The sequence below is a fragment of the Streptomyces sp. GD-15H genome (assembly GCF_045291515.1).
GTDB lineage: Bacteria > Actinomycetota > Actinomycetes > Streptomycetales > Streptomycetaceae > Streptomyces.
On the sequence record NZ_CP149447.1, the window covers coordinates 8,431,557 to 8,451,147 of the forward strand.

The 19,591-nt window shown below is 67.8% G+C and carries 17 protein-coding genes; 10 read left to right on the plus strand and 7 right to left on the minus strand.

Features of this window, described 5'->3' with window-relative positions; all coding sequences use genetic code 11:
* Positions 1-195: 195 nt before the first annotated feature.
* Together WJ438_RS40070 and WJ438_RS40075 are read right to left on the minus strand one after the other, a co-directional pair.
* Positions 196-1,479 carry a DNA sulfur modification protein DndB gene (locus WJ438_RS40070; protein WP_406729470.1) on the minus strand — a complete coding sequence of 428 codons (1,284 nt, stop codon included), beginning with the start codon at positions 1,477-1,479 and terminating at the stop codon, positions 196-198.
* Positions 1,436-1,897, minus strand: coding sequence for a hypothetical protein (locus tag WJ438_RS40075; protein ID WP_406729471.1), 462 nt, complete (start codon positions 1,895-1,897; stop codon positions 1,436-1,438). The genes WJ438_RS40070 and WJ438_RS40075 overlap by 44 nt, the downstream gene beginning before the upstream one ends.
* 202 nt (positions 1,898-2,099) lie before the next feature.
* On the opposite strand from WJ438_RS40075, the gene WJ438_RS40080 reads away from it, so the two are divergent.
* The 7 genes from WJ438_RS40080 to WJ438_RS40110 all read left to right on the plus strand — a co-directional run bounded on the left by WJ438_RS40080 (position 2,100) and on the right by WJ438_RS40110 (position 13,972).
* Positions 2,100-4,247 (plus strand): N-6 DNA methylase, encoded by a 2,148-nt coding sequence (locus WJ438_RS40080; RefSeq protein ID WP_406729472.1) that lies wholly within the window; start codon positions 2,100-2,102, stop codon positions 4,245-4,247.
* 89 nt (positions 4,248-4,336) lie between these two features.
* Positions 4,337-6,346, plus strand: coding sequence for an N-6 DNA methylase (locus WJ438_RS40085; RefSeq protein ID WP_406729473.1), 2,010 nt, complete (start codon positions 4,337-4,339; stop codon positions 6,344-6,346).
* Positions 6,343-7,602, plus strand: coding sequence for a restriction endonuclease subunit S (locus WJ438_RS40090; RefSeq protein WP_406729474.1), 1,260 nt, complete (start codon positions 6,343-6,345; stop codon positions 7,600-7,602). Before WJ438_RS40085 ends, WJ438_RS40090 begins: the two co-directional genes overlap by 4 nt.
* A 2-nt stretch (positions 7,603-7,604) precedes the next feature.
* The gene (locus WJ438_RS40095) at positions 7,605-10,799 is read left to right on the plus strand and encodes a type I restriction endonuclease subunit R (RefSeq protein ID WP_406729475.1); all 3,195 of its coding nucleotides are present in this window, start codon (positions 7,605-7,607) and stop codon (positions 10,797-10,799) included.
* A gap of 172 nt (positions 10,800-10,971) precedes the next feature.
* On the plus strand, positions 10,972-12,570 hold the full coding sequence (locus tag WJ438_RS40100; protein ID WP_406729476.1) for a protein kinase domain-containing protein: 1,599 nt from the start codon (positions 10,972-10,974) through the stop codon (positions 12,568-12,570).
* A gap of 53 nt (positions 12,571-12,623) precedes the next feature.
* A complete protein-coding gene (locus WJ438_RS40105) occupies positions 12,624-12,887 on the plus strand; it encodes a hypothetical protein (RefSeq protein ID WP_406729477.1) in 264 nt (87 codons plus the stop codon).
* A gap of 332 nt (positions 12,888-13,219) precedes the next feature.
* Positions 13,220-13,972 carry a transposase family protein gene (locus WJ438_RS40110; protein WP_406729478.1) on the plus strand — a complete coding sequence of 251 codons (753 nt, stop codon included), beginning with the start codon at positions 13,220-13,222 and terminating at the stop codon, positions 13,970-13,972.
* Positions 13,973-14,164: 192 nt separating this feature from the next.
* Here WJ438_RS40110 and WJ438_RS40115 read toward each other — a convergent pair whose 3' ends face one another.
* A complete protein-coding gene (locus tag WJ438_RS40115) occupies positions 14,165-14,353 on the minus strand; it encodes a hypothetical protein (protein WP_406729479.1) in 189 nt (62 codons plus the stop codon).
* A gap of 404 nt (positions 14,354-14,757) precedes the next feature.
* Between WJ438_RS40115 and WJ438_RS40120 the strand changes: the two genes are divergently transcribed.
* A complete protein-coding gene (locus WJ438_RS40120) occupies positions 14,758-15,216 on the plus strand; it encodes a hypothetical protein (protein ID WP_406729480.1) in 459 nt (152 codons plus the stop codon).
* 687 nt (positions 15,217-15,903) lie between these two features.
* Positions 15,904-16,137, plus strand: a complete 234-nt coding sequence (locus WJ438_RS40125) for a hypothetical protein (protein ID WP_406729994.1) — start codon at positions 15,904-15,906, stop codon at positions 16,135-16,137.
* A gap of 42 nt (positions 16,138-16,179) precedes the next feature.
* On the opposite strand, the gene WJ438_RS40130 is transcribed toward WJ438_RS40125, so the two are convergent.
* From WJ438_RS40130 to WJ438_RS40145, 4 genes are all read right to left on the minus strand, one after another.
* Entirely contained in the window at positions 16,180-16,890 is a 711-nt protein-coding gene (locus WJ438_RS40130) for an IS6 family transposase (protein WP_406729960.1), read from the minus strand.
* A 210-nt stretch (positions 16,891-17,100) separates the two neighbouring features.
* Positions 17,101-17,655 (minus strand): hypothetical protein, encoded by a 555-nt coding sequence (locus WJ438_RS40135; RefSeq protein WP_406729481.1) that lies wholly within the window; start codon positions 17,653-17,655, stop codon positions 17,101-17,103.
* A 27-nt stretch (positions 17,656-17,682) separates the two neighbouring features.
* A complete protein-coding gene (locus WJ438_RS40140) occupies positions 17,683-18,195 on the minus strand; it encodes a hypothetical protein (protein ID WP_406729482.1) in 513 nt (170 codons plus the stop codon).
* Positions 18,196-18,297: 102 nt separating this feature from the next.
* Complete coding sequence (locus WJ438_RS40145) at positions 18,298-18,765, minus strand: Tn3 family transposase (protein WP_406729483.1); 468 nt, start codon at positions 18,763-18,765, stop codon at positions 18,298-18,300.
* A 64-nt stretch (positions 18,766-18,829) separates the two neighbouring features.
* Here WJ438_RS40145 and WJ438_RS40150 point away from each other — a divergent pair, with 64 nt between their 5' ends.
* Positions 18,830-19,540 carry an IS6 family transposase gene (locus WJ438_RS40150; RefSeq protein ID WP_406729960.1) on the plus strand — a complete coding sequence of 237 codons (711 nt, stop codon included), beginning with the start codon at positions 18,830-18,832 and terminating at the stop codon, positions 19,538-19,540.
* The last annotated feature ends 51 nt before the right edge of the window (positions 19,541-19,591 follow it).

Consider the following 19,591-nt stretch of genomic DNA (forward strand, 5'->3'; position numbering starts at 1 on the left):
ACGTGGCGGGGCGAGGCGCGTGGGCGAGGGGAGAACGACGACCCATGAAAGTTGTTACCTCCTTGTCTATGCAACGGAGCAGCGGGAGAGGGGGCGGGCGCGCGTGACGCCCGCCGAGCTTGGTCGTGTGGGTCAGGCGCATCACGCAATGACCCCTGGAATCCGCCAGATGTGGAGGCCGGCGTTGCTGGTGGGTCAGATGGCGGCCGGGCCCTTCTTGTACCAGTCCGTGATCACCTTGGTCAGGTGCACGACGTTCTGCTGACGCATGATCGGGGCGGAGGCGTTCGGCTCGAAGTCCTGGTTCGCGTCCGTGGTACGCCAGATGCTGTCCTCGGTGACCGGGGCCGTCATGTGGCGGTCCAGCCGCTTGAAGAACTCCTGGATGTCACCGTCCTCGGCCCCGGCCTCCCGCAGGTTGCGGTAGACGCCGCCCAGGACGCGGAGCATGCCCACCGAGCCCAGGAGCGAGGACTCGCGCAGCCGCATGGCCTTGGTGGGGGGCGCCGGCGGCTCGTTCCTCTTCTTGTCGGAGAGCGAGGGGTCGTAGTTGTCCACGTCCTCCTCGGTGATCTCCGCGAGCGCGGTGAAGGCGATGGAGATGACATCCAGGAAGCCGCGGACGCTCTCGATGACCTCGTTGTCGGTCAGCGACTCGACCTTCTTGCTGACGCGGCCACCGGGACCGGCGATGACGGCCCGCGTGATGTCGGCGACGTGCTTGGCACCCATCAGGTTGCGGTTGGCCAGGGTCATCCGGTCCCGCTCGATGTCGATCTTGCCCAGGAAGAGGGGGTGGGTGACGATGTCGCTGAGCGTGCGGTTGGCGATGCGCGAGGTGTCGAAGCGGGCCCGGACGGCACCGGAGATGCCCTTGGCGTTGTCCGCGACGTCGACGAACATCTGCTGGCCCTTGACGCCGTCGGGCTCCACGTAGATGTCGATGCCGACGAACTCGTCCTTGAGTCGCTGCATCCGGCCGATCAGAGCCTGACGGTCCTGCTCCAGCTTGGCCTTCTTGGCCTCGTTGGCGCGGAGGATCTCCCGGTCGATGCGGGAGACCTCGTCCGTGATGCGCTTCTTCTCCAGGTGGACGCCAAGGATGCGGTGCTGGCCGTCGATCGTGATCAGGCGTCCGATGCCGCCGATGGCCCACGGGACGGTGAGGTAGCCGACCGAGCCGTCTTCGCTGATCGGCTCGAAGCGGCAGCTGCCGGTGTCGCGGATGAGGAGGGCCGGGGCCACCCAGCCGGGGTTGTCGGCGAGGTACTGGCCGAAGCCCTTGGCGTGGGCGATGTCCACCTTGCGGTTGTCCGGGTCCGGCTTGGCCGGGTCGGGGATGGTGAGGACGACCGAGAGGTCGGCGAGCGGGATTCGCGTCGTGTAGACGGTCCGGCCGCCCTGGCTGGTGCGGATTGCCAGGTAGGTGGACTCCTCACGTACCAGGGAGAGGCGCGAGGAGTCGACGGTGATGGTCATGGATGACTTCCTTTCCGAGCAGGTGGCCCTCGGAGGGCAGGGGAGAGAGGGCGGGCGGTGCGTGACGCCCGCCGGGTGGGGCGTAGGGGTCAGGCGCCGGTGGCGGTCGGCGGGTGGACCTGGCCGTAGACGGTGAGGAACAGCTCCAGTCGGCGCGTTCGTCGGGCGTGGTGTGACCGGCGGTGAGGCGGGCGTGGGCATCGCGGCGGGCGCGGCGCAGGTGGCCGCTGCGCTCCAGGTGGTGCCACAGGAGGCGGAACGCCTGCTGGTGGTCGTAGAGGGTGGTCTCGTAGGACGTGCCGGTGATGTGGCGGATCTGGACCAGCAGGGCCCGGAAGTTGTCCTCGGCATCGCGCTTCAGCAGCTGCGCCCGGTGGCGGTGGTACACGGTCGGTTCGGGCTCGCCCGTCTCGATCAAGCAGGTCTCTCCACTCGTGAGGCTTCTTCTGCCGTTTGGGGGCGGGCCTCGGCGGCCAGCCCTCGGGAATGCTCCCGCCGACCGCGGCCGACCGGAAGCGTCTACAGGTAAGCATGACAGTGAAAGCGCGGTCAAACCTGTTTACAGATTTAGTCAGAGGTGTACTGTGTCCGTTGTTCCCGACGAGAGGTGAGAACAGGTCATGCCCCAGTCGTCAGCCCAGGTGACAGCCGCGGAGATCTCCCGCATCGCGGGAGTCACACGCGCCACCGTCAGCAACTGGCGCCGTCGGCACAACGACTTCCCGGCACCAGCCGGCGGCACCGAGGCCAGCCCGCTCTACGACCTGGAAACCGTGCGTGCCTGGCTGCGCTCCCGCGGCCAGACCTCCGCCGCCGCCCCCGCCGAGGAGCTGCGCACCCTGCTGCGCCTGCACCCCTCAGGCCCGGCCACGCCACTGCTCCCCCTGGTCCTGGCCACCTCCCGCCGCTCCCCACACGAGCTGACCGCGCTGGCCGACCTGCCGGACGCCGACCTCGCCGCACGCGCGGACGCCGCCGTCGCCGACCTCGCCGGCACAGTTCCGCAGACCGAGGCCGCCCCCTTCACGGCAGCCGACGCGGCCATCGTGCGGGCACTGATCCACTGCGTACGGGAGGAGGGCGCCCAGGCCGCCCTCGACGTACTCGCCGAGCGGGAACTGGAGGACAGCGCCTCCACCGGCACCTACCAGACCCCCGCCCCCCTCGCCGACCTCATGGCACGCCTGCTGCCCGCGGACACGGCCCGTGTCCTGGACCCCGCGTGCGGCAGCGGCACCCTGCTGGCAGCCGCCGCACGCCACGGCGCCCGCGAGCTGTACGGCCAGGACGCCCTGCCGGTACAGGCTCAGCGCAGCGCGGTACGCCTGCTGCTGGCCACTCCCGATGCGGTGGTGGCCGTACAGGCCGGCGACAGCCTGCGCCACGACGCCTTTCCGCAGCCCCCGGTCGACGCGGTGGTGTGCAACCCGCCCTACGGCGACCGCGACTGGGGCCACGACGAGCTGGCCTACGACCCTCGCTGGGCCTACGGCGTCCCGCCACGCATGGAGTCCGAACTCGCCTGGATCCAGCACGCCCTGGCCCACCTGCGTCCCGGCGGATATGCGGTGATGCTGCTGCCCCCCGCCACCGCCGCCCGCGCCTCGGGCCGCCGCGTGCGTGCCGAACTGGTGCGCAGCGGCGCCCTGCGCGCTGTCGCGGCCCTGCCGTCCGGCGCGGCCGCGCCCCTGCACATCGGGCTCCAGCTGTGGATCCTTCAGGCCCCGGAGCCGGACGGTCCGAACCACACCTCGGTGCTGTTCGTGGACGCCGGCGGTGAGCGGCAACTGGACAGGCCTCGCAACCGGGCTGGGAGCACACTTGGCCTGCCAGGGGCGCGCCGACGCCGTGACGCCCTCAACTGGGGCGAGCTGACCGGCACCGTGCTGAACCACTGGGCGGCCTTCCGCGCCGCCCCGGACTCTTTCTCCGACGAGCCCGGCATCGCCCGGGTCGTCTCCGTCCTGGACCTCCTCGACGACGTCGTCGACCTCACCCCGGCCCGCCAGGTCCGCGCCCTGCCCGTCGACATCAACCCGGTCCAGGTGGCACGGCAAGCCGACGACTACCGCAAGCAGCTGACCGAGCAGGCCGGCCTCCTTGCCCAGGCCGCCCAGGGCACGTGGCAGCCCACCGGCGGCTCCCCACGGCAGTGGCGCACGGCTACCGTCTCCGACCTTGCCCGCGGCGGCGCCCTGGAACTCCTGCGGGCAACAGCCGCCACCCGGGGGAAGACCGAGGGCGCGCAATGGAGGGCCGAGAACGCCGGACGGTTGGTTCTTTACGGCACTGACATCGCCGGTGGCGTGCCCGCCTCCGGCACCTTCCTCGACAGCATGCCCTTGAAGTCGTCACCGGTTATCACTGAGGGTGACGTTCTGGTGCGCATGTTCACGGGGGGCGACGGGAGCATGGCCCGACTGGCCGACGAACAGGACATCGGCGTGCTGCTCGGGCACGACCTGCACCTTCTGCGCCCCGACCCGACACGATTGGATCCCTGGTTCCTCGTGGGCTTCGTCGGCGCGCACGACAACATCACCGGGGCATCCACCGGCAGCACCACCGTCCACCTCCAACCCGGCCGGCTGCGCGTACCGCTGCTGCCCCTGGAGGAGCAACGCCGCTACGGCGAGGCTTTCCGCCGCGTCAGTGAACTGCGCGCCGCCGCCCGCCGGGCCGCCGACCTGGCTCGGGAGTACACGGGCCTCCTGACCGCCGGCCTGACGGCGGGCGCGCTGCTCCCACCGGACACGGCATCGCTCTGAACGACTGACACACTTCTTCACTCACCCATCGCACTCGGCCGCACCTGCTCTTCGCCCGGCGAGGCGGCTCGGAAGGAACTCGGGGAATCTTGAACAGCAGCAAGCACACGGAACTGGCGAACCACGCCTGGTCCGTCGCCGACCTCCTGCGCGGCGACTACCGGCAGCACGACTACGGCAAGGTGATCCTTCCGTTCACCGTGCTGCGCCGCCTGGAGTGCGTCCTGGAGCCCACACGGGACAAGGTCACCGAGACGGTGGCCCGCTTCGCCGGCCAGGACATTGACACCGACCGCTTTCTACGGAAGGCCTCGGGCCACGCCTTCTACAACACCAGCGACCTCACGCTGAAGAAGATCGCGGCCGACTCCGGGCACGCGGCCGGCAACCTGCAGGCGTACGTGGGCGCGTTCTCAGAGAACGCCCGCGAGGTCCTGGAGAAGTACGAGTTCGCCCAGCAGATCAAGAAGCTGGACGGTGCGAACCTGCTCTACCAGGTCATCGGCAAGTTCGCCGACCTCGACCTGCGGCCCGAGGTGGTCTCCAACCACAACATGGGCTACATCTTCGAGGAGCTCATCCGCCGCTTCGCGGAGCAGTCCAACGAGACCGCCGGTGAGCACTTCACGCCTCGCGAGGTCATCAAGCTCATGGTCAACTTGCTGGTGGCCCCCGACGCCGACGCGCTGAGTATCCCCGGCGTGGTCCGCACCGTCATGGACCCGGCCTGCGGCACCGGCGGCATGCTCAGCGCCGCCGAGGACCACATCAAGGCCCTCAACCAGGACGCCACGGTGGAGGTGTACGGGCAGGAACTCAACCCCGAGTCCTGGGCGATCTGCCGGTCCGACCTCATGATCAAGGGCCAGGACCCGGAGAACATCCGCTTCGGCAACTCCTTCTCCGACGACGGCCACGCCCGCCGCACGTTCGACTACATCCTCGCCAACCCGCCGTTCGGCGTGGAGTGGAAGAAGGTCAAGGAGGAGGTCGAGTACGAGCACAAGTCGCTCGGCGACGCCGGCCGCTTCGGCGCGGGCCTGCCGCGCATCAACGACGGTTCGCTGCTCTTCCTCCAGCACATGATCTCGAAGATGAAGCCGGTGGACGTCAACGGCGGGGGCGGCTCCCGCATCGCCATCGTCTTCAACGGCTCCCCCCTGTTCACGGGCGCGGCCGAGTCCGGTGAGTCCAACATCCGCCGCTGGATCCTGGAGAACGACTGGCTGGAGGCGATCGTCGCCCTCCCGGACCAGCTCTTCTACAACACCGGCATCTCCACGTACTTCTGGATCCTCACCAACCGCAAGGACGCCGACCACAAGGGCAGGGTCGTCCTGCTCGACGCGCGCGACCAGTGGCAGAAGATGCGCAAGTCGCTCGGCGACAAGCGCAAGGAACTGGGCGACGGCACGAATGGCCGCCCTGACCACATCGGCGACATCACCCGGCTGTACGCGGAGGCCCTCCAGGTTGCCAAGGACCCCGAGCACCAGCTGCACGGCAAGGTCAAGGTTTTCGCCAACGAGGACTTCGGCTACCAGCGCATCACCGTCGAACGCCCGCTGAAGCTGCGCTTCGAGGTCACCGAGGAAACGGTGGCGGCGCTGGCGGAGGCCAAGCCGGTGGCGAAGCTGGAGCGGAGCGAGGAGTTCGTCGCGGCGGTGCGTACGCTGCTCGGCTCGTCCTGGACGACGAAGTCCGAGGCGTTCGTCGCGCTCAAGGACGCGGTGGTCGAGGCCGGCCTGACGTGGCCGTCGGGAGCGCCGTTCGCCAAGGCGGTACGGGAGACGATCGGCGTCCGGGACCCGGAGGGTGAGGTCCAGAAGATCAAGGGCGTCCCGGAGGCGGACTCGGACCTGCGGGACTACGAGAACGTCCCGCTCGGCGAGGACGTCGAGGAGTACCTCAAGCGCGAGGTGCTGCCGCACGTCCCGGACGCGTGGATCGACCACACGAAGACGAAGATCGGCTACGAGATTCCGTTCACGCGGCACTTCTACGTGTACAAGCCGCCGAGGCCGCTGGCGGAGATCGACGCGGAGCTGAAGGCGCTGGAGGCGGAAATTCAGGCACTGTTGGGTGAGGTGACAGAATGACGACCGGAGCCCTGTCAGGCATCGCTGCCCCTGCTCATTGGCGCTGGCGTGCACTCTGGTCTGTTGCACCACGGGTAAAGGAGTTTGGTCGCCCGGAGCTGCCGCCCCTCTCGGTCTACCTGAACGCTGGTGTCGTGCCACGTGACTCCCGTGGGGACAATCACAATCAGCTGGGCGAAGACCTTTCACGCTATCTCGTAGTACGGCCCCACGACATCGTGTTCAACAAGCTGCGCACGTGGCAGGGAGGGCTCGGCGTCTCGAAGCACGAAGGCATTGTCAGCCCCGCATACTTCGTGTGCCGTCCCGATGCGGAATCGGATTCACGGTTCCTGCATTATTTGCTCCGTTCGAAGCTATACCTCGCCGAACTGACGCGCATCTCCAAGTGGATGCCTCCGTCCCAATTCGACACCCCCTGGGAGACCCTTCGCAAGCTTCCTATGCTGCTGCCCCCGTTGGAGGAGCAGCGCCGCATCGCCGACTTCCTCGACGCTGAGACCGCCCGCATCGACAAGCTTGTGCGCCTCCGAAGTGAGCAGTCGGCACTGATTGGTGAGGGTATCGCGGCTGAAGCAGTCGACTTGACCGGTCGTTCCCACATTAGACGAGGTGGCGGCGCGACTGAAAATTTGGTTCAACTGCGACGCGCGGCCATGTCTACGCAGACTGGCAGCACGCCCGCAGATCTGCATGATCTGTCAGACGGGAGCGCACCGGAGGGAAATCTTCCGTGGTACACACCTGCCGCTATCGATTCCTGGATGTCCATCGCAACTGCCGAGAAGGATACTCACCGAGACGGCGCCCCACTTTTTCCTGCTGGCAGCGTGGTCATTACTGGCATCGGTGAATCCCTGGGCAAAGTTGCGTACCTAGACCACGTCGCAACCGGAAATCAGCAGCTAACAGCCATTACCCCGCAGGTCGGGGTGAGTGGAAGGTTCTTGGCCTGGCAACTTTGGGCTGCTGAGCAGGAGATTCGCGAGTGGGCACAGTACTCGCGTATTCGCATCATCAACAACGATTCGCTCAAATCCTTTCCGATCTACCTTCCATCGCGCACCGAACAAGACACAGTGGTGCGCACGCTTGATTCCCATGTGGTACGTGTTCGGCAGATTACAGACGCGTTCCTGAGGTTTCAGAGGCTTGCGGATGAGCGCCGCCAGGCCCTGATCACCGCCGCCGTAACCGGCCAATTCGACGTCTCCAGCGCCATCGGGCGCAACGTAACGGACGGAGTGAGCGCGTAGCCATGAGCCCCATCCACACGGAGTCCGCCTTCGGGGACGCCATCGTCGCCGCCATGGTCGAGCGCGGCTGGCGCGAGGCAAGCCCACAGGACTACCGGGCCGATCTCGGCCTGGACACCAACGAGTTGTTCACCTTCATCGGGGCGACCCAGCCCGACGAGTGGAACGAGCTGCTCACCGTCTACGGCGGCGACCCGAACGAGGCGCAGCGCGGGTTCGCCGGCCGCCTCGACCAGGCCATCGCCACCAACGGGCTCCTCGATGTCCTCCGCAACGGCGTCAAGGACCGGGGCGTCCTGCTCCGCGTCGCGTACTTCAAGCCGAACCTCGTCGCCCACGACTCCGTCCTCGACGGCTACCGGGCCAACCGCCTCACCGTCGTCCGCGAGCTCGAGTACGCGACGAAGCAAGCCGACTGGGGCAACCGGCTCGACCTCACCCTCTTCCTCAACGGAATCCCCGTCGCCACGGCCGAGTTGAAGAACCCGCTGACCAGGCAGGGGGTGGAGCAGGCCAAGGAGCAGTACCGCACCGACCGGGACCCGACCGAGTTGATCTTCACCCGCCGGGTCGTCGCGAACTTCGCCGTCGACCCGGACCTGGTCTTCGTCACCACCCAGCTGCGCGGCGAGAAGACCCGGTTCCTGCCCTTCAACACCGGATCGGAGGGCCCCGGCCGGCCCGGCGGCGCGGGCAACCCGCACCACGCTGCCCCCGGCACGTATCCCACCTCCTACCTGTGGGAGCAGATCTGGCAGCCGGACAACTGGCTCGACCTGCTCGAGCGGTTCGTGCACCTGCACAAGGCCAAGACCCCCGGCGGGGGCACCACCAAGACTCTGATCTTCCCCCGCTACCACCAATGGGACGTGGTCAAGAAGCTCACCGCGCACGCCGCCCGCCACGGTGCGGGACACAACTACCTGGTGATGGCCTCAGCCGGCTCGGGCAAGTCGAACACCATCGGCTGGCTCGGCCACCGACTCAGCGACCTGCACACCCCCACCGACCCGAAGGAGCTGGACCCGGAAGCCGTGGCGAACGGGCTCAAGCCGGGCCGACCGGTCTTCGACAAGGTCATCATCATCACCGACCGCCGCAACCTGGACGCCCAGCTGCGGGAGACGGTCGGCAGCTTCGAGCAGACCGCCGGGCTCGTCGTGAAGATCGACGAGAAGCACGGGGCGAAGTCCGAGCAGCTGGCCAAGGCGCTCTCCAGCGAGGCCGGGAAGATCGTCACGGTCACGCTGCACACCTTCCCCGCGCTTCTGGACTACCTCAAGCGCAGCCCCACCGAGATCCAGGGCAGCAACTTCGCGATCGTCGTGGACGAAGCGCACTCCTCGCAGTCTGGCGACGCGGCCACCGCCGTCCGAGCCGCCCTGCGCGACCTGGGCCTGGACTCCGACTCGGACGACGCGGGCGCCACCGAGGCCGAGCTGAGCATCGAGGAGAAGCTGAAGCGGAAGGCCGCCCAGCGCGGCCGGGCCGCCAACCTCTCCTACTTCGCGTTCACCGCCACGCCCAAGGCCAAGACCCTGGAGTTGTTCGGCACCGAGGACGTGGTCGACGGAAAGGTGACCTACCGGCCCTTCCACACGTACTCCATGCGGCAGGCCATCGAGGAGGGCTTCATCCTCGACCCGCTGCGCAGCTACGTCACCTACAACACGTACTGGAAGCTGGTCAACGAGAACCCGGACGAGCGCGAGGTCGACCCGTCCAAGGCGAACACCCTGCTCGCCCGGTTCGCGCTCACCCACGACTCGACGGTCGTCCAGCACGCGCAGGTGATCGTCGAGCACTTCGTGGCGCACACCCGCGGTCGGCTCGGCGGCCGGGCCAAGGCCATGGTGGTGACCGCCTCCCGGCAGAGCGCGGTGCAGATGGCGCGGGCGGTCAAGAGCTACATCCGGGACCGCGAGTACGACAGGAAGTACCCGGATCTCGGCGTCCTGACCGCCTTCTCCGGCACCCTCACCTACGACGGCGAGGAGACCACCGAAGCCAAGGAGAACGGCGGCCTGTCGGAGAGCGCGCTGCCGAAGGCGTTCGCGTACACCCGCGCCGACGACAAGGCCACCCGGTCCGGCGGCCCCGGACAGCCGGAGTACCGCATCCTGGTCGTCGCCGAGAAGTACCAGACCGGCTTCGACCAGCCGCTGCTGACGACGATGTACGTCAACAAGAAGCTGGCCGGCATCTCCGCCGTGCAGACCCTCTCCCGGCTCAACCGCACCACCGAACGCAAGTCCCAGGCGGACCTGGCCGTGCTGGACTTCGCCAACGAGGCGGAGGACATCCGGGAGTCGTTCCGGCCGTACTTCGAGGAGGCGATGACCCTCCCGTCCGACCCGAACCTCCTCTACACCGCGCAGAGCCGGGTGATGGCCCCGCCGATCCTGACCGAGAAGGACATGCAGGAGTTCGCGGAGGCCTACCTGGCGGCCGAGGAGAAGGCGGCCGGCTCGCAGGCGAAGTGGGAGAAGCTGCACGCCGAGCTGTACCGGCTCCTCGCCCCGGCCGTGGCCCGCTTCACCAAGCTCGCCGACAGCGACGAGGACGACGACCAGGAGACCGCGGAGGACTTCCGCGCGGACCTGAACGACTACGTCCGCAAGTACGGCTTCCTCGCCCAGGTCGTGCCGTACCGCGACGCCGAACTCGAGCGGCTCTACCTGTACGGCCGCCACCTGCTCAACCGGCTGCCGCGCCGCTCGGACGGCGGGGTCGACATAGGCGAGGTGGACCTGAGCCACCTGCGGGTGGACAAGACCGGCGAGCACGACCTCGGCCTCACCTCCGAGGAGCCGACCGTGCTGCCGGGCTTCGGCGACGGTGCAGGAGGGGCCCAGGAGCCGGAGAAGTCGCTGCTGTCCGAGCTGATCGAGAAGTTCAACGCCAAGTTCGGCACGGACTTCACCGAGCAGGACGTGATCCGGCCGTTCGAGGAAGCCGTTGCCGACCCGAAGGTGCGGCTGGCGGCCGTCGCCAACACCGACCCGGAGAACTTCGGGGTGGTCTTCGACGACGTCTTCGAAGACAAGATGGCCGACCACATCGACACCATCGCGGGGCTGGGCCGCCAGTACTTCGGCCCGGACAAGAGCTTCAAGAGCGCCCTCAACCGCAGTGCGCGACGCGCGGCCTGGCGGATGATCCGCCAGGAGGAGAACATCGACGACAACGCGGCGTGACCCGGGGCGGGGCGGGGCCGGGCAGAGCACGGAGTCCTGCCCGGCCCCGCCCCCCATCTGGACGAAAGATCATCGCGGTCACCACACTGGGGGAACACCCGGACGCCCTCGGCCACCGACCGCGGACACACCGGCGTACGACAGGTGAGGGCATAGGAGGGGGAGGCGGAGCGTGCCGCCACAGGGGATCTCCGACCGCTACGAACTCGTGCAACCCCTCAGCCACGGCGGCATGGGCGACGTGTGGCGTGGCTACGACCAGGTACTCGACCGCCCCGTCGCCGTCAAACTCGTGCGCCAGGCCGCCATCGCCACGCCCGCCATGGCCGAGGAGTTCGCCAAGCGGTTCAAGCGCGAGGCCCGCGTCACCGCACGCATCCAACACCCCGGCGTCCCGCAGGTCTACGACGCCGTACTCGACGAGTCGTACGAGCGGCTGTACCTGGTGATGGAACTCGTCGACGGAATCCCGCTCGGCGACTACATCGACCCCTACCAGCCGCTGCCGGTGTCCTGGGCGGCCGCGGTGGCGGCCCAGGTGTGCACGGTGCTGTCCCACGCGCACGCCGTGCCGGTCGTCCACCGAGACCTCAAGCCCGCCAACATCCTGGTGACGGACGCCGGCACGGTGAAGGTCCTCGACTTCGGTATTGCCGCGGTCCTGCGCACCGACATCACCAGGATCACCGCCACCGGGAGCCCGGTCGGCACCAGCCAGTACATGGCGCCCGAGCAAGTCCAAGGCGGCCGGGTCACGCCACAGAGCGACCTGTACGCGCTCGGCTGCATCCTGCACGAACTGTGCTGCGGACGCCCCCTGTTCGACGGGGACGGCGCATACCAGCTGATGTGGCAGCACGTCGAGGCCGCTCCCGTACCGCTACGCTCGCTGCGCGACGACATCCCGGAAGCACTGGAAGAGCTCGTCCTACACCTGTTGCGCAAGCGCCCGGAGCGCCGGCCCGCCGACGCCCAGGAGGTGTACGAGCGGCTGCTGCCGTTGCTGCCCCCGCCGGGCCGTGCGGCGACGCCGGATGAGGTCGGCCCCGCCGGTACACCGGACCCCACGGGCATCTACCGGCAGCCGTACGCACCCCGCCCCCGCACCGGGACCCAGCCGGCTCGCATCCCTCCCACCCGCGCCGAACCGCCCACCCCGCCGGCAGGCGCTGCCGCCCGGCTCCGCGAAGACATCAGGGCAGCACGCGCACAAGCGAATGCCCTGCTCAAGGAGGAGCGGTTCGCCCAGGCCGCCGAGGTCCTCAGCAGCGTCGTTGAGCCGGCCGCCCTGGCGCTCGGCTCCGATAACAGAGAGGTGCTCGACCTGCGTATGGAACGGGCCGCGGTCCGCTTCCTCGGCGGCGACTACCGCCGGGCCCTCCCAGAGTTCGACGCCCTCGCCGGCGCCTTCTCCCGCACCGCCGGACCCACCAGCGAAAAGGCGCGCTCCTGCCGCGCCCAGGCCGCGCACTGCCGCGCCGAACTGGGCCAGGTCACGGTAGCCCTACGGGAGTTCGAAGCCGTCCTCAGCCAGGTTCGGGCCGTGGATAGCGATGCCTGCGATGAGGCGATTGAACTGCGCCGCGCCATCGGATTCCTGGAGCTGTCCGAGGGGCGCCTCGTCGAGGCCCGACGGATGCTCGAACCGCTCCACGACGACATGTGCGTGGTCTACGGCCCCGACGACGAGGACACAGTGGAGATCGCCGAGGCCTTGGCGCGGATCCGCCTTACCGCGGACGATACCCACCGGGAAGCACCGGAGGACTGACTGGCAAGGGCCTGCCCGGACTCCATGCCATATATGAAGACAGGACCGAATTCATGGATAACGCATCGTTGCACCGGCGATACGTCACTGCCGTCCCAGCTTCCGAGCGACTGCGAAAGGAATACCCCAGGGTCGCCGGTTTACTGGACGTGTCGGACGCGGAGTTCATGGGTGAGAAATGGCACGTTTTCACTGTCCACTGCAAGTACAAGGACGGCGATGACTGCCCGATCGAGGTTAGCGAGGAAGGAATCGAGGAGGCGAATCCTCGCCGCGACCCGGAGACCGTTCTACCACTTCCGAAAAGTGAGTCATGACCCGAGTGATGGAGCGTGACTTCAGCGTGAAGCAGCGCGATGGGCAAACATTTAGCCTGCACGCGCTGAGTGTTCGTTTCCGGCGAGTGGTGACGGTCGGTCACCGTGGTGGTCGTCGGCTGGCAGGGCGGCAGGCTCGGACTGCAAGTGTGCGATGTGCCGGTTTGGTGTCAGTGGGTGGATGTCAGTGACGGCACATCAGGCCGGGATGTCCTCACTGAGCCCCTTCCAACCTGACGGGTGGTTGGGCTGCGGGCCCCGGCGGCGGACATGAAGAAAGCTCCTGGTAGACGGGTTCACGACCAAGATCACCGCATCCGCCAGGAGCTCGTGTGCCTGTCTACCCGCCTGCCATCGCTCTGTCCAGCCGTACCCTGCGTCGTCTCTCCGGTCTGCTGGCAGGTCACCGACGCCGGATCGGTTCTCGCCGGCGCCGCCTGAGCTGCGGCCGGCAGGCTCTGCTCGTACTCGCCCACCTACGCTGCGGCGACACCTACAGCCGCCTCGCCGCCGGCTTCCGGGTCGGGATCGCGACGGTCTACCGCTACATACGCGAGGCCGTCGGCCTCCTGGCCACCCTCGCCCCGACGCTGGAGCAGGCCATGCACACCATCCGCGGGAAGGCGTACGGGATCCTCGACGGCACACTCCTGCCGATCGACCGTGCTGCGGCCGACCGCCCGTACTACTCGGGAAAGAAGAAGCACCACGGGATGAACGTGCAGGTCCTCGCCGACCCGGCCGGACGACTGCTCTGGGTCTCGGACGCCCTGCCCGGCGCCGTCCACGATCTGACCGCGGCCCGCACCCACGGCATCCCCGCCGCCCTCGCCGCCGACGGCATCAAGTGCGGGGCGGACAAGGCCTACCAGGGCGCCGGACCCGCCGTCCGCGTCCCGATCCGGGGCAAGCACCTGCGCGGCCGGCGCCGCCGCCACAACCGCGATCACGCCAAGATCCGCAGCCTCGGCGAACGCGCCATCGCCACCCTCAAGTGCTGGCGAGTACTTCGCAAACTGCGCTGCAGCACCACGAGGATCACCACCGTCGTCCGCGCCATCGTCACTCTCGAACTCACCAGCTGATCAAGATGGAAACGGCTCACTGGTCGGGCGTGGAGAAAGAGCGAGGTCACTGCCATGGGGTGGTGCATGCGGGGGATGCTGCTGTCATGGGGCGGTACACCCCGCCCTGTTCCACTGTCATGGGAACGGCACTTCTGATCCTTCGGTGGCGGCACGACGGCACGGTGTTGTGCGTCGGCGGGGCTGTCGTGCTCACCCGGCCGCTGAGGTGCCCGGAACGCGGGGAGGGGCGGGGCCGGCGCCCAGGGCGCGGCGACCGGCGGCCGGGGTGGCGGGCAGGCGTTCGGCGGCGAGCTGAGCGCGTGGCGCGGGCGGCAGCTCGGTGTCCGCTTCGGTGGCGGTGCGGGTGGGTCCGGTGCCCGGCGGGCGGCGGTCGGTCATGCCGGATTCTCGCCCGGCGCGCGTTGTTCTTCCGCACCGGGATCGCCCTGGGCGGCGGGCCCCGAGGCGCGCGCGGGTCGGGTGCGTGCGAGGCGGTGAACTTCCCTCCGCCGGCTGTCTGCTTCGCCCTGCGCAGAGGTCTGTGAACTGCGCTTTGCGCCTGTGGTCGGGGAAGGGGCGTGAGGTTGTGCTGTCCGTCGGCCAGGGGGAGGCGTAGCGGTCATCCCCGCTCGGATGCTCCCCGAACCCCGACACACGTGCGAGGTGGCTACGCAGAATCTACGACGTGGGCTGAGCGTCAGGCTGAGAATTTGCGAGAACGCTGGTGCCGACCGCCTCTCACCCCCACCATGAATCCTCCAGTGACGACACCAAGATCGTCCGAATCAGGGGGAAGATCATCCATGATCCTGTTCAAGCGCGTCATCTCCACCGCGACCGTACTGCTGGCCGCCCTCGGGGTGGGCATCGTCAGCCCCACAGCCGCCAATGCCTCAACCGTCGCCTGCAACCAGAACGTCGAGGTGCGTGAGTCGGACTGGGACGTCTACACCGGTTGCTTCCTCCAGTATGGCGACACGGTTCAGATCGGCGCCCAGGGCTCGATCTGGGCAGGTGTCTGGTTCACCGGCAACAACGGCCCCCAGGGTTGGACCACCACGGCCCAAGATTCGAAGTTCCCCATGCCGAGCGCCCGCGCCTACTCGCTGCTGTCACGAGCCGACGGCAGCTACCGATACGTCGGAACCGGCACGAGCTTCCGGTACACCGGCAGCGGCACGTACCTCTACCTGCGAATCAACGACGACGTCCCGGGAAACGGCAACGGCGCGTTCAACGCGAACGTCCAGGTCATCCGCTGAAGTCCTTCGGCTGCGCCCTTCCTAGTGCTACCGGCGGCTAGGAACGGGGCAACGGCAGCTCGGCACATCTTGTAGTACGAGCGACCCCCCGGCAATTCCACTGCGGGGGGTCGCTTCGGCGTCCGCGGCCGCTGCTGCCGGGTGAGTCCGGCCGGGTCGATGTCGCCGGGGGACGGGGCTTCAATCCGGGTAGTCGCGTCCAGCCACTGAACAGGTCGTGGCCCACCGCCCCGACGCAATCCACTGGCTACGCGGCGCCGTGGTGCGCCTGACCGCCGGACAGCCCGAAGACCACCCGGACGTCGTCGCCGTCGACCGCGTCCACTATGCCTGGCACCGCGTCACCGATCCCTCCAGAGCACGCGAGTTGGGCACCGAGCTGTCGACATTGTGCAGGCAGGTCCCCGGAAAGAGTGGTGCCCGCGAAGACGTCCAGCGACGCCTGGCGAGACTCTCGTCAGCTCTATTCCCCTGACGCCCCAAGGGATTTGCCTCGCCCGCATGGTGGGATGTCGGTCAGTGGGGCACCGGCCGCACGGACGGAGGCATGACGCTGGCCGTCCGCTACGCCTGGCAGTTCGGCGTAGGGGAGGACCGGTTCTGAGACGACCTGAAGGGCCTGTACCGCTACGGATTCGCCGCCCGGGTCGTGGCCCCGGCCCCGGTCGGCGGGCCGTCTACGCCCTCGTGCTGCGGACCGACGCCCTCCCGCAGGGCCTCCCGGACGACCTGGCCCAGCGGCTGAAGGTCTGGGACCTCCCGGAGTTCGAGGACGCCCGGTACGGCCGCCTCACCGACGCCGCCGTCGCCCAGCTCCGCGCCAAGGGCCACGAGATCAGCGACGAGGACGTGGCCCGGCTGTCCCCGCTCAAGCACAAGAATTTGAGGCGCTGTCACGTTGTTGGGTGTGTCAGTGTCTGATGGTGCGTCGGGGCGTGGTGGGCTTGCGCTTCGGGCCTGGGGTCAGGCCGTGGTGGACCGGCCGGCAGCGCCGGTGATCTGCTCCCAGATCGCGAAGCGGACGGTCATCTCGGCGCGGTGGTCGGAGGCGGTCATCCGGGGGCGGCGGGGCCGGAAGTGGGGTGAGATGCCACTGAACGCGGACAGGAACCGCTGGGCCCCGCCGACGGAACGGAAGCCTTTCCTCGCCCGTTCGCGTTGCCGGGTGGGCTGGTGGCTGTTCTCGGCCCGGTTGTTCAGGCCCTGGTGCGAACGGTGCTCGACGGAGGGCATGACCTCGCGGTGGGCCGCGCCGTAGGAGCGGAGCTGGTCGGTGACGATCACCCGCGGCACGGCCCCGATTCCTTTGAGGAGCCGACGGAAGAAGCGCCGGGCCGCGGCGGTGTCCCGCCGGTTCTGGACGAGGATGTCCAGGACGTTGCCGTTCTGGTCGACGGCCCGCCACAGGTATTTCTGCTCACCGTTGATCTTGATGAAGACCTCGTCCAGATGCCATTTGTCGCCGGGCTGGGGCTGCCGGCGGCGCAGGCCGTGGGCGTACTGCTGACCGAACTTCAGGCACCAGCGGCGGATCGTCTCGTAGGAGACGATCACGCCGCGCTCCAGCATCAGCTCCTCGACCTCACGGAAACTGAGCGGGAAGCGGAAGTACAGCCACACGCAGTGCGAGATCACCTCGACCGGATACCGGTGCCCCTTGTACGACGGCGACATGCCCTCCACGGACGACCCCCTCCACCGTGATCATCCCGAGGATCCTCCCATCCTGTCAGCCAACGTGACAGCGCCGAGTTGTGTCAACTGGCCGCACTTGCCGCAGGGCGTTGTCACGTTGTCGGGTGCGTGACAACACCCTATTGGCGGCTTTTGGGCTCACTTCGGCACGCTGCATCCGCCCCGGACCGCACGCGCTGCGCTGCGTGATCAGGGCCTGCCACCGTCGGGGGCACCGTAATCAGGCCTGGCTTCAGGGAACTCTCTGCGCTGAGATCCTCTGCATGATGTACATCCCGAAAGGGGGCTTGCACGCACCCAGTTGTAAACCTCCTCGAAAGTAAACACGAACTGTGAGTGCGGTCGTGGTTCGTCAAGGTCGACTACGTACCCTTTTCCAATGAATAGGCACTTTCCTTCGTCGTTGATGACCTGGATCCCAAGCAGACCGTCGAGTGTGGGCTCTCCTCGCAGCAGCCAAGGGCCGTGGCCTGGGAGCAACATGACGGCGATGTCATGCAGACGATCTTCTGTCAGACGATGCGGATCGCCTTCCTCACGACCAAAGTAGGTTTTGTTCCACCAGACACTGAGTACATGCCCCGTCGACATCTGCACCTTGTCTACAGCGTCGACGTTGCATTGCATCTCCACGCCTGGGAAAGCTGGAACCTCGGCATCGCGCTCCACGCGTGTCCACAGCGAGACGCCTCGAATGTCCTCTTGCCCCTCACGGACGTTGAAGACCACTGTGTAGGCAGGCATCAGACGTCACCTCTCGTGGGAAGTTGATCACTCGACGAGCGCGGATCGCAGACGGCCAAGAACCTCGGACGCCTTTGATGCGGCTGCCTGATCCCCCAGGGCTTTGGTAATTTCTTGGGCTGCCTTGAGTACCGGTAGCGCCTGAACTGGTACGACGTCCTTGTATGGTCCCGGCGGCCAGGGGCCAGGCCAGGGCCAGGGCCCCGGCGGGGGAACCGGACCCTCAGGCCACGGCGGTGGCCAAGGGGGGAACTTCGGCTTTAGCGGTGGACACAGGTCAGGGAAGTCCTGCAAGACCGAAGCGAACGGGCTGAGCTGCTGCATGACCTCATGCGGGGCAAGCTCCCGATCGGAGTTCTCCAGACCAGCAGCGACCGTGGTGAGTTCCCCCGCTGCTTTCTCCCCAATGGTGGGGGGAATGACCTGAGCGATGGCCTGCTGAATGGTAGCCAGAATGGCTAGATCCAATTGATACTGGTTTCGGATCTTAGGAAGCCAAGGGACAGGATCTTGCGGCAAGGAGACCGGATTGTCGGTCACGTCGACTCCTTCAGTTGTGCGTCACCCTTTGCGATCATCTGATTACGGATCGGCTTGACCGGTGCGGCACGCCGTTGAGTACCCGAGGCCCACCCGCATGGCTCACGCCAGGGCCGCGGTAATCGCTTCGCCTTGTGGGCTGCGCGGGCCGGGCACCGTCGCGGCCGGGACGGCCAGGTCCAGGTCGAGGTGGCTGTTCATGTCCAGCTCAAACCGGCCGTAGGGGTTCACGTGGGTCCAGAACAGCGGGGACAGCGCCCGCCGGTCCGCGTCGGTGAGCGTGTCGGCCCACTTCGGGTCGGCGAGGACCTGCTGCATCAGCAGCGTGTTGACGTGGACCAGGGCGGACTGGAGCAGGTGGAGGGCGAGCATGGACACCTCCTGGGACTCCTTGTCCTGCCCGGCCAGATCGCCGTCCTTGCCGTAGCACAGGTCGTGGTCGGCGGAGTTCCAGTTCTCCACGACCTGCAAGCCCTCGTGGATCTCCTGCCTCAGCTCGACGTCGGCGAGGTAGTCGCAGACGAACGCCGTGCGCACCGCCCGCCCGAGTTCCTCGATCGGCGCTGTCACGTTGGCTGACAGGATGGGAGGATCCTCGGGATGATCACGGTGGAGGGGGTCGTCCGTGGAGGGCATGTCGCCGTCGTACAAGGGGCACCGGTATCCGGTCGAGGTGATCTCGCACTGCGTGTGGCTGTACTTCCGCTTCCCGCTCAGTTTCCGTGAGGTCGAGGAGCTGATGCTGGAGCGCGGCGTGATCGTCTCCTACGAGACGATCCGCCGCTGGTGCCTGAAGTTCGGTCAGCAGTACGCCCACGGCCTGCGCCGCCGGCAGCCCCAGCCCGGCGACAAATGGCATCTGGACGAGGTCTTCATCAAGATCAACGGTGAGCAGAAATACCTGTGGCGGGCCGTCGACCAGAACGGCAACGTCCTGGACATCCTCGTCCAGAACCGGCGGGACACCGCCGCGGCCCGGCGCTTCTTCCGTCGGCTCCTCAAAGGAATCGGGGCCGTGCCGCGGGTGATCGTCACCGACCAGCTCCGCTCCTACGGCGCGGCCCACCGCGAGGTCATGCCCTCCGTCGAGCACCGTTCGCACCAGGGCCTGAACAACCGGGCCGAGAACAGCCACCAGCCCACCCGGCAACGCGAACGGGCGAGGAAAGGCTTCCGTTCCGTCGGCGGGGCCCAGCGGTTCCTGTCCGCGTTCAGTGGCATCTCACCCCACTTCCGGCCCCGCCGCCCCCGGATGACCGCCTCCGACCACCGCGCCGAGATGACCGTCCGCTTCGCGATCTGGGAGCAGATCACCGGCGCTGCCGGCCGGTCCACCACGGCCTGACCCCAGGCCCGAAGCGCAAGCCCACCACGCCCCGACGCACCATCAGACACT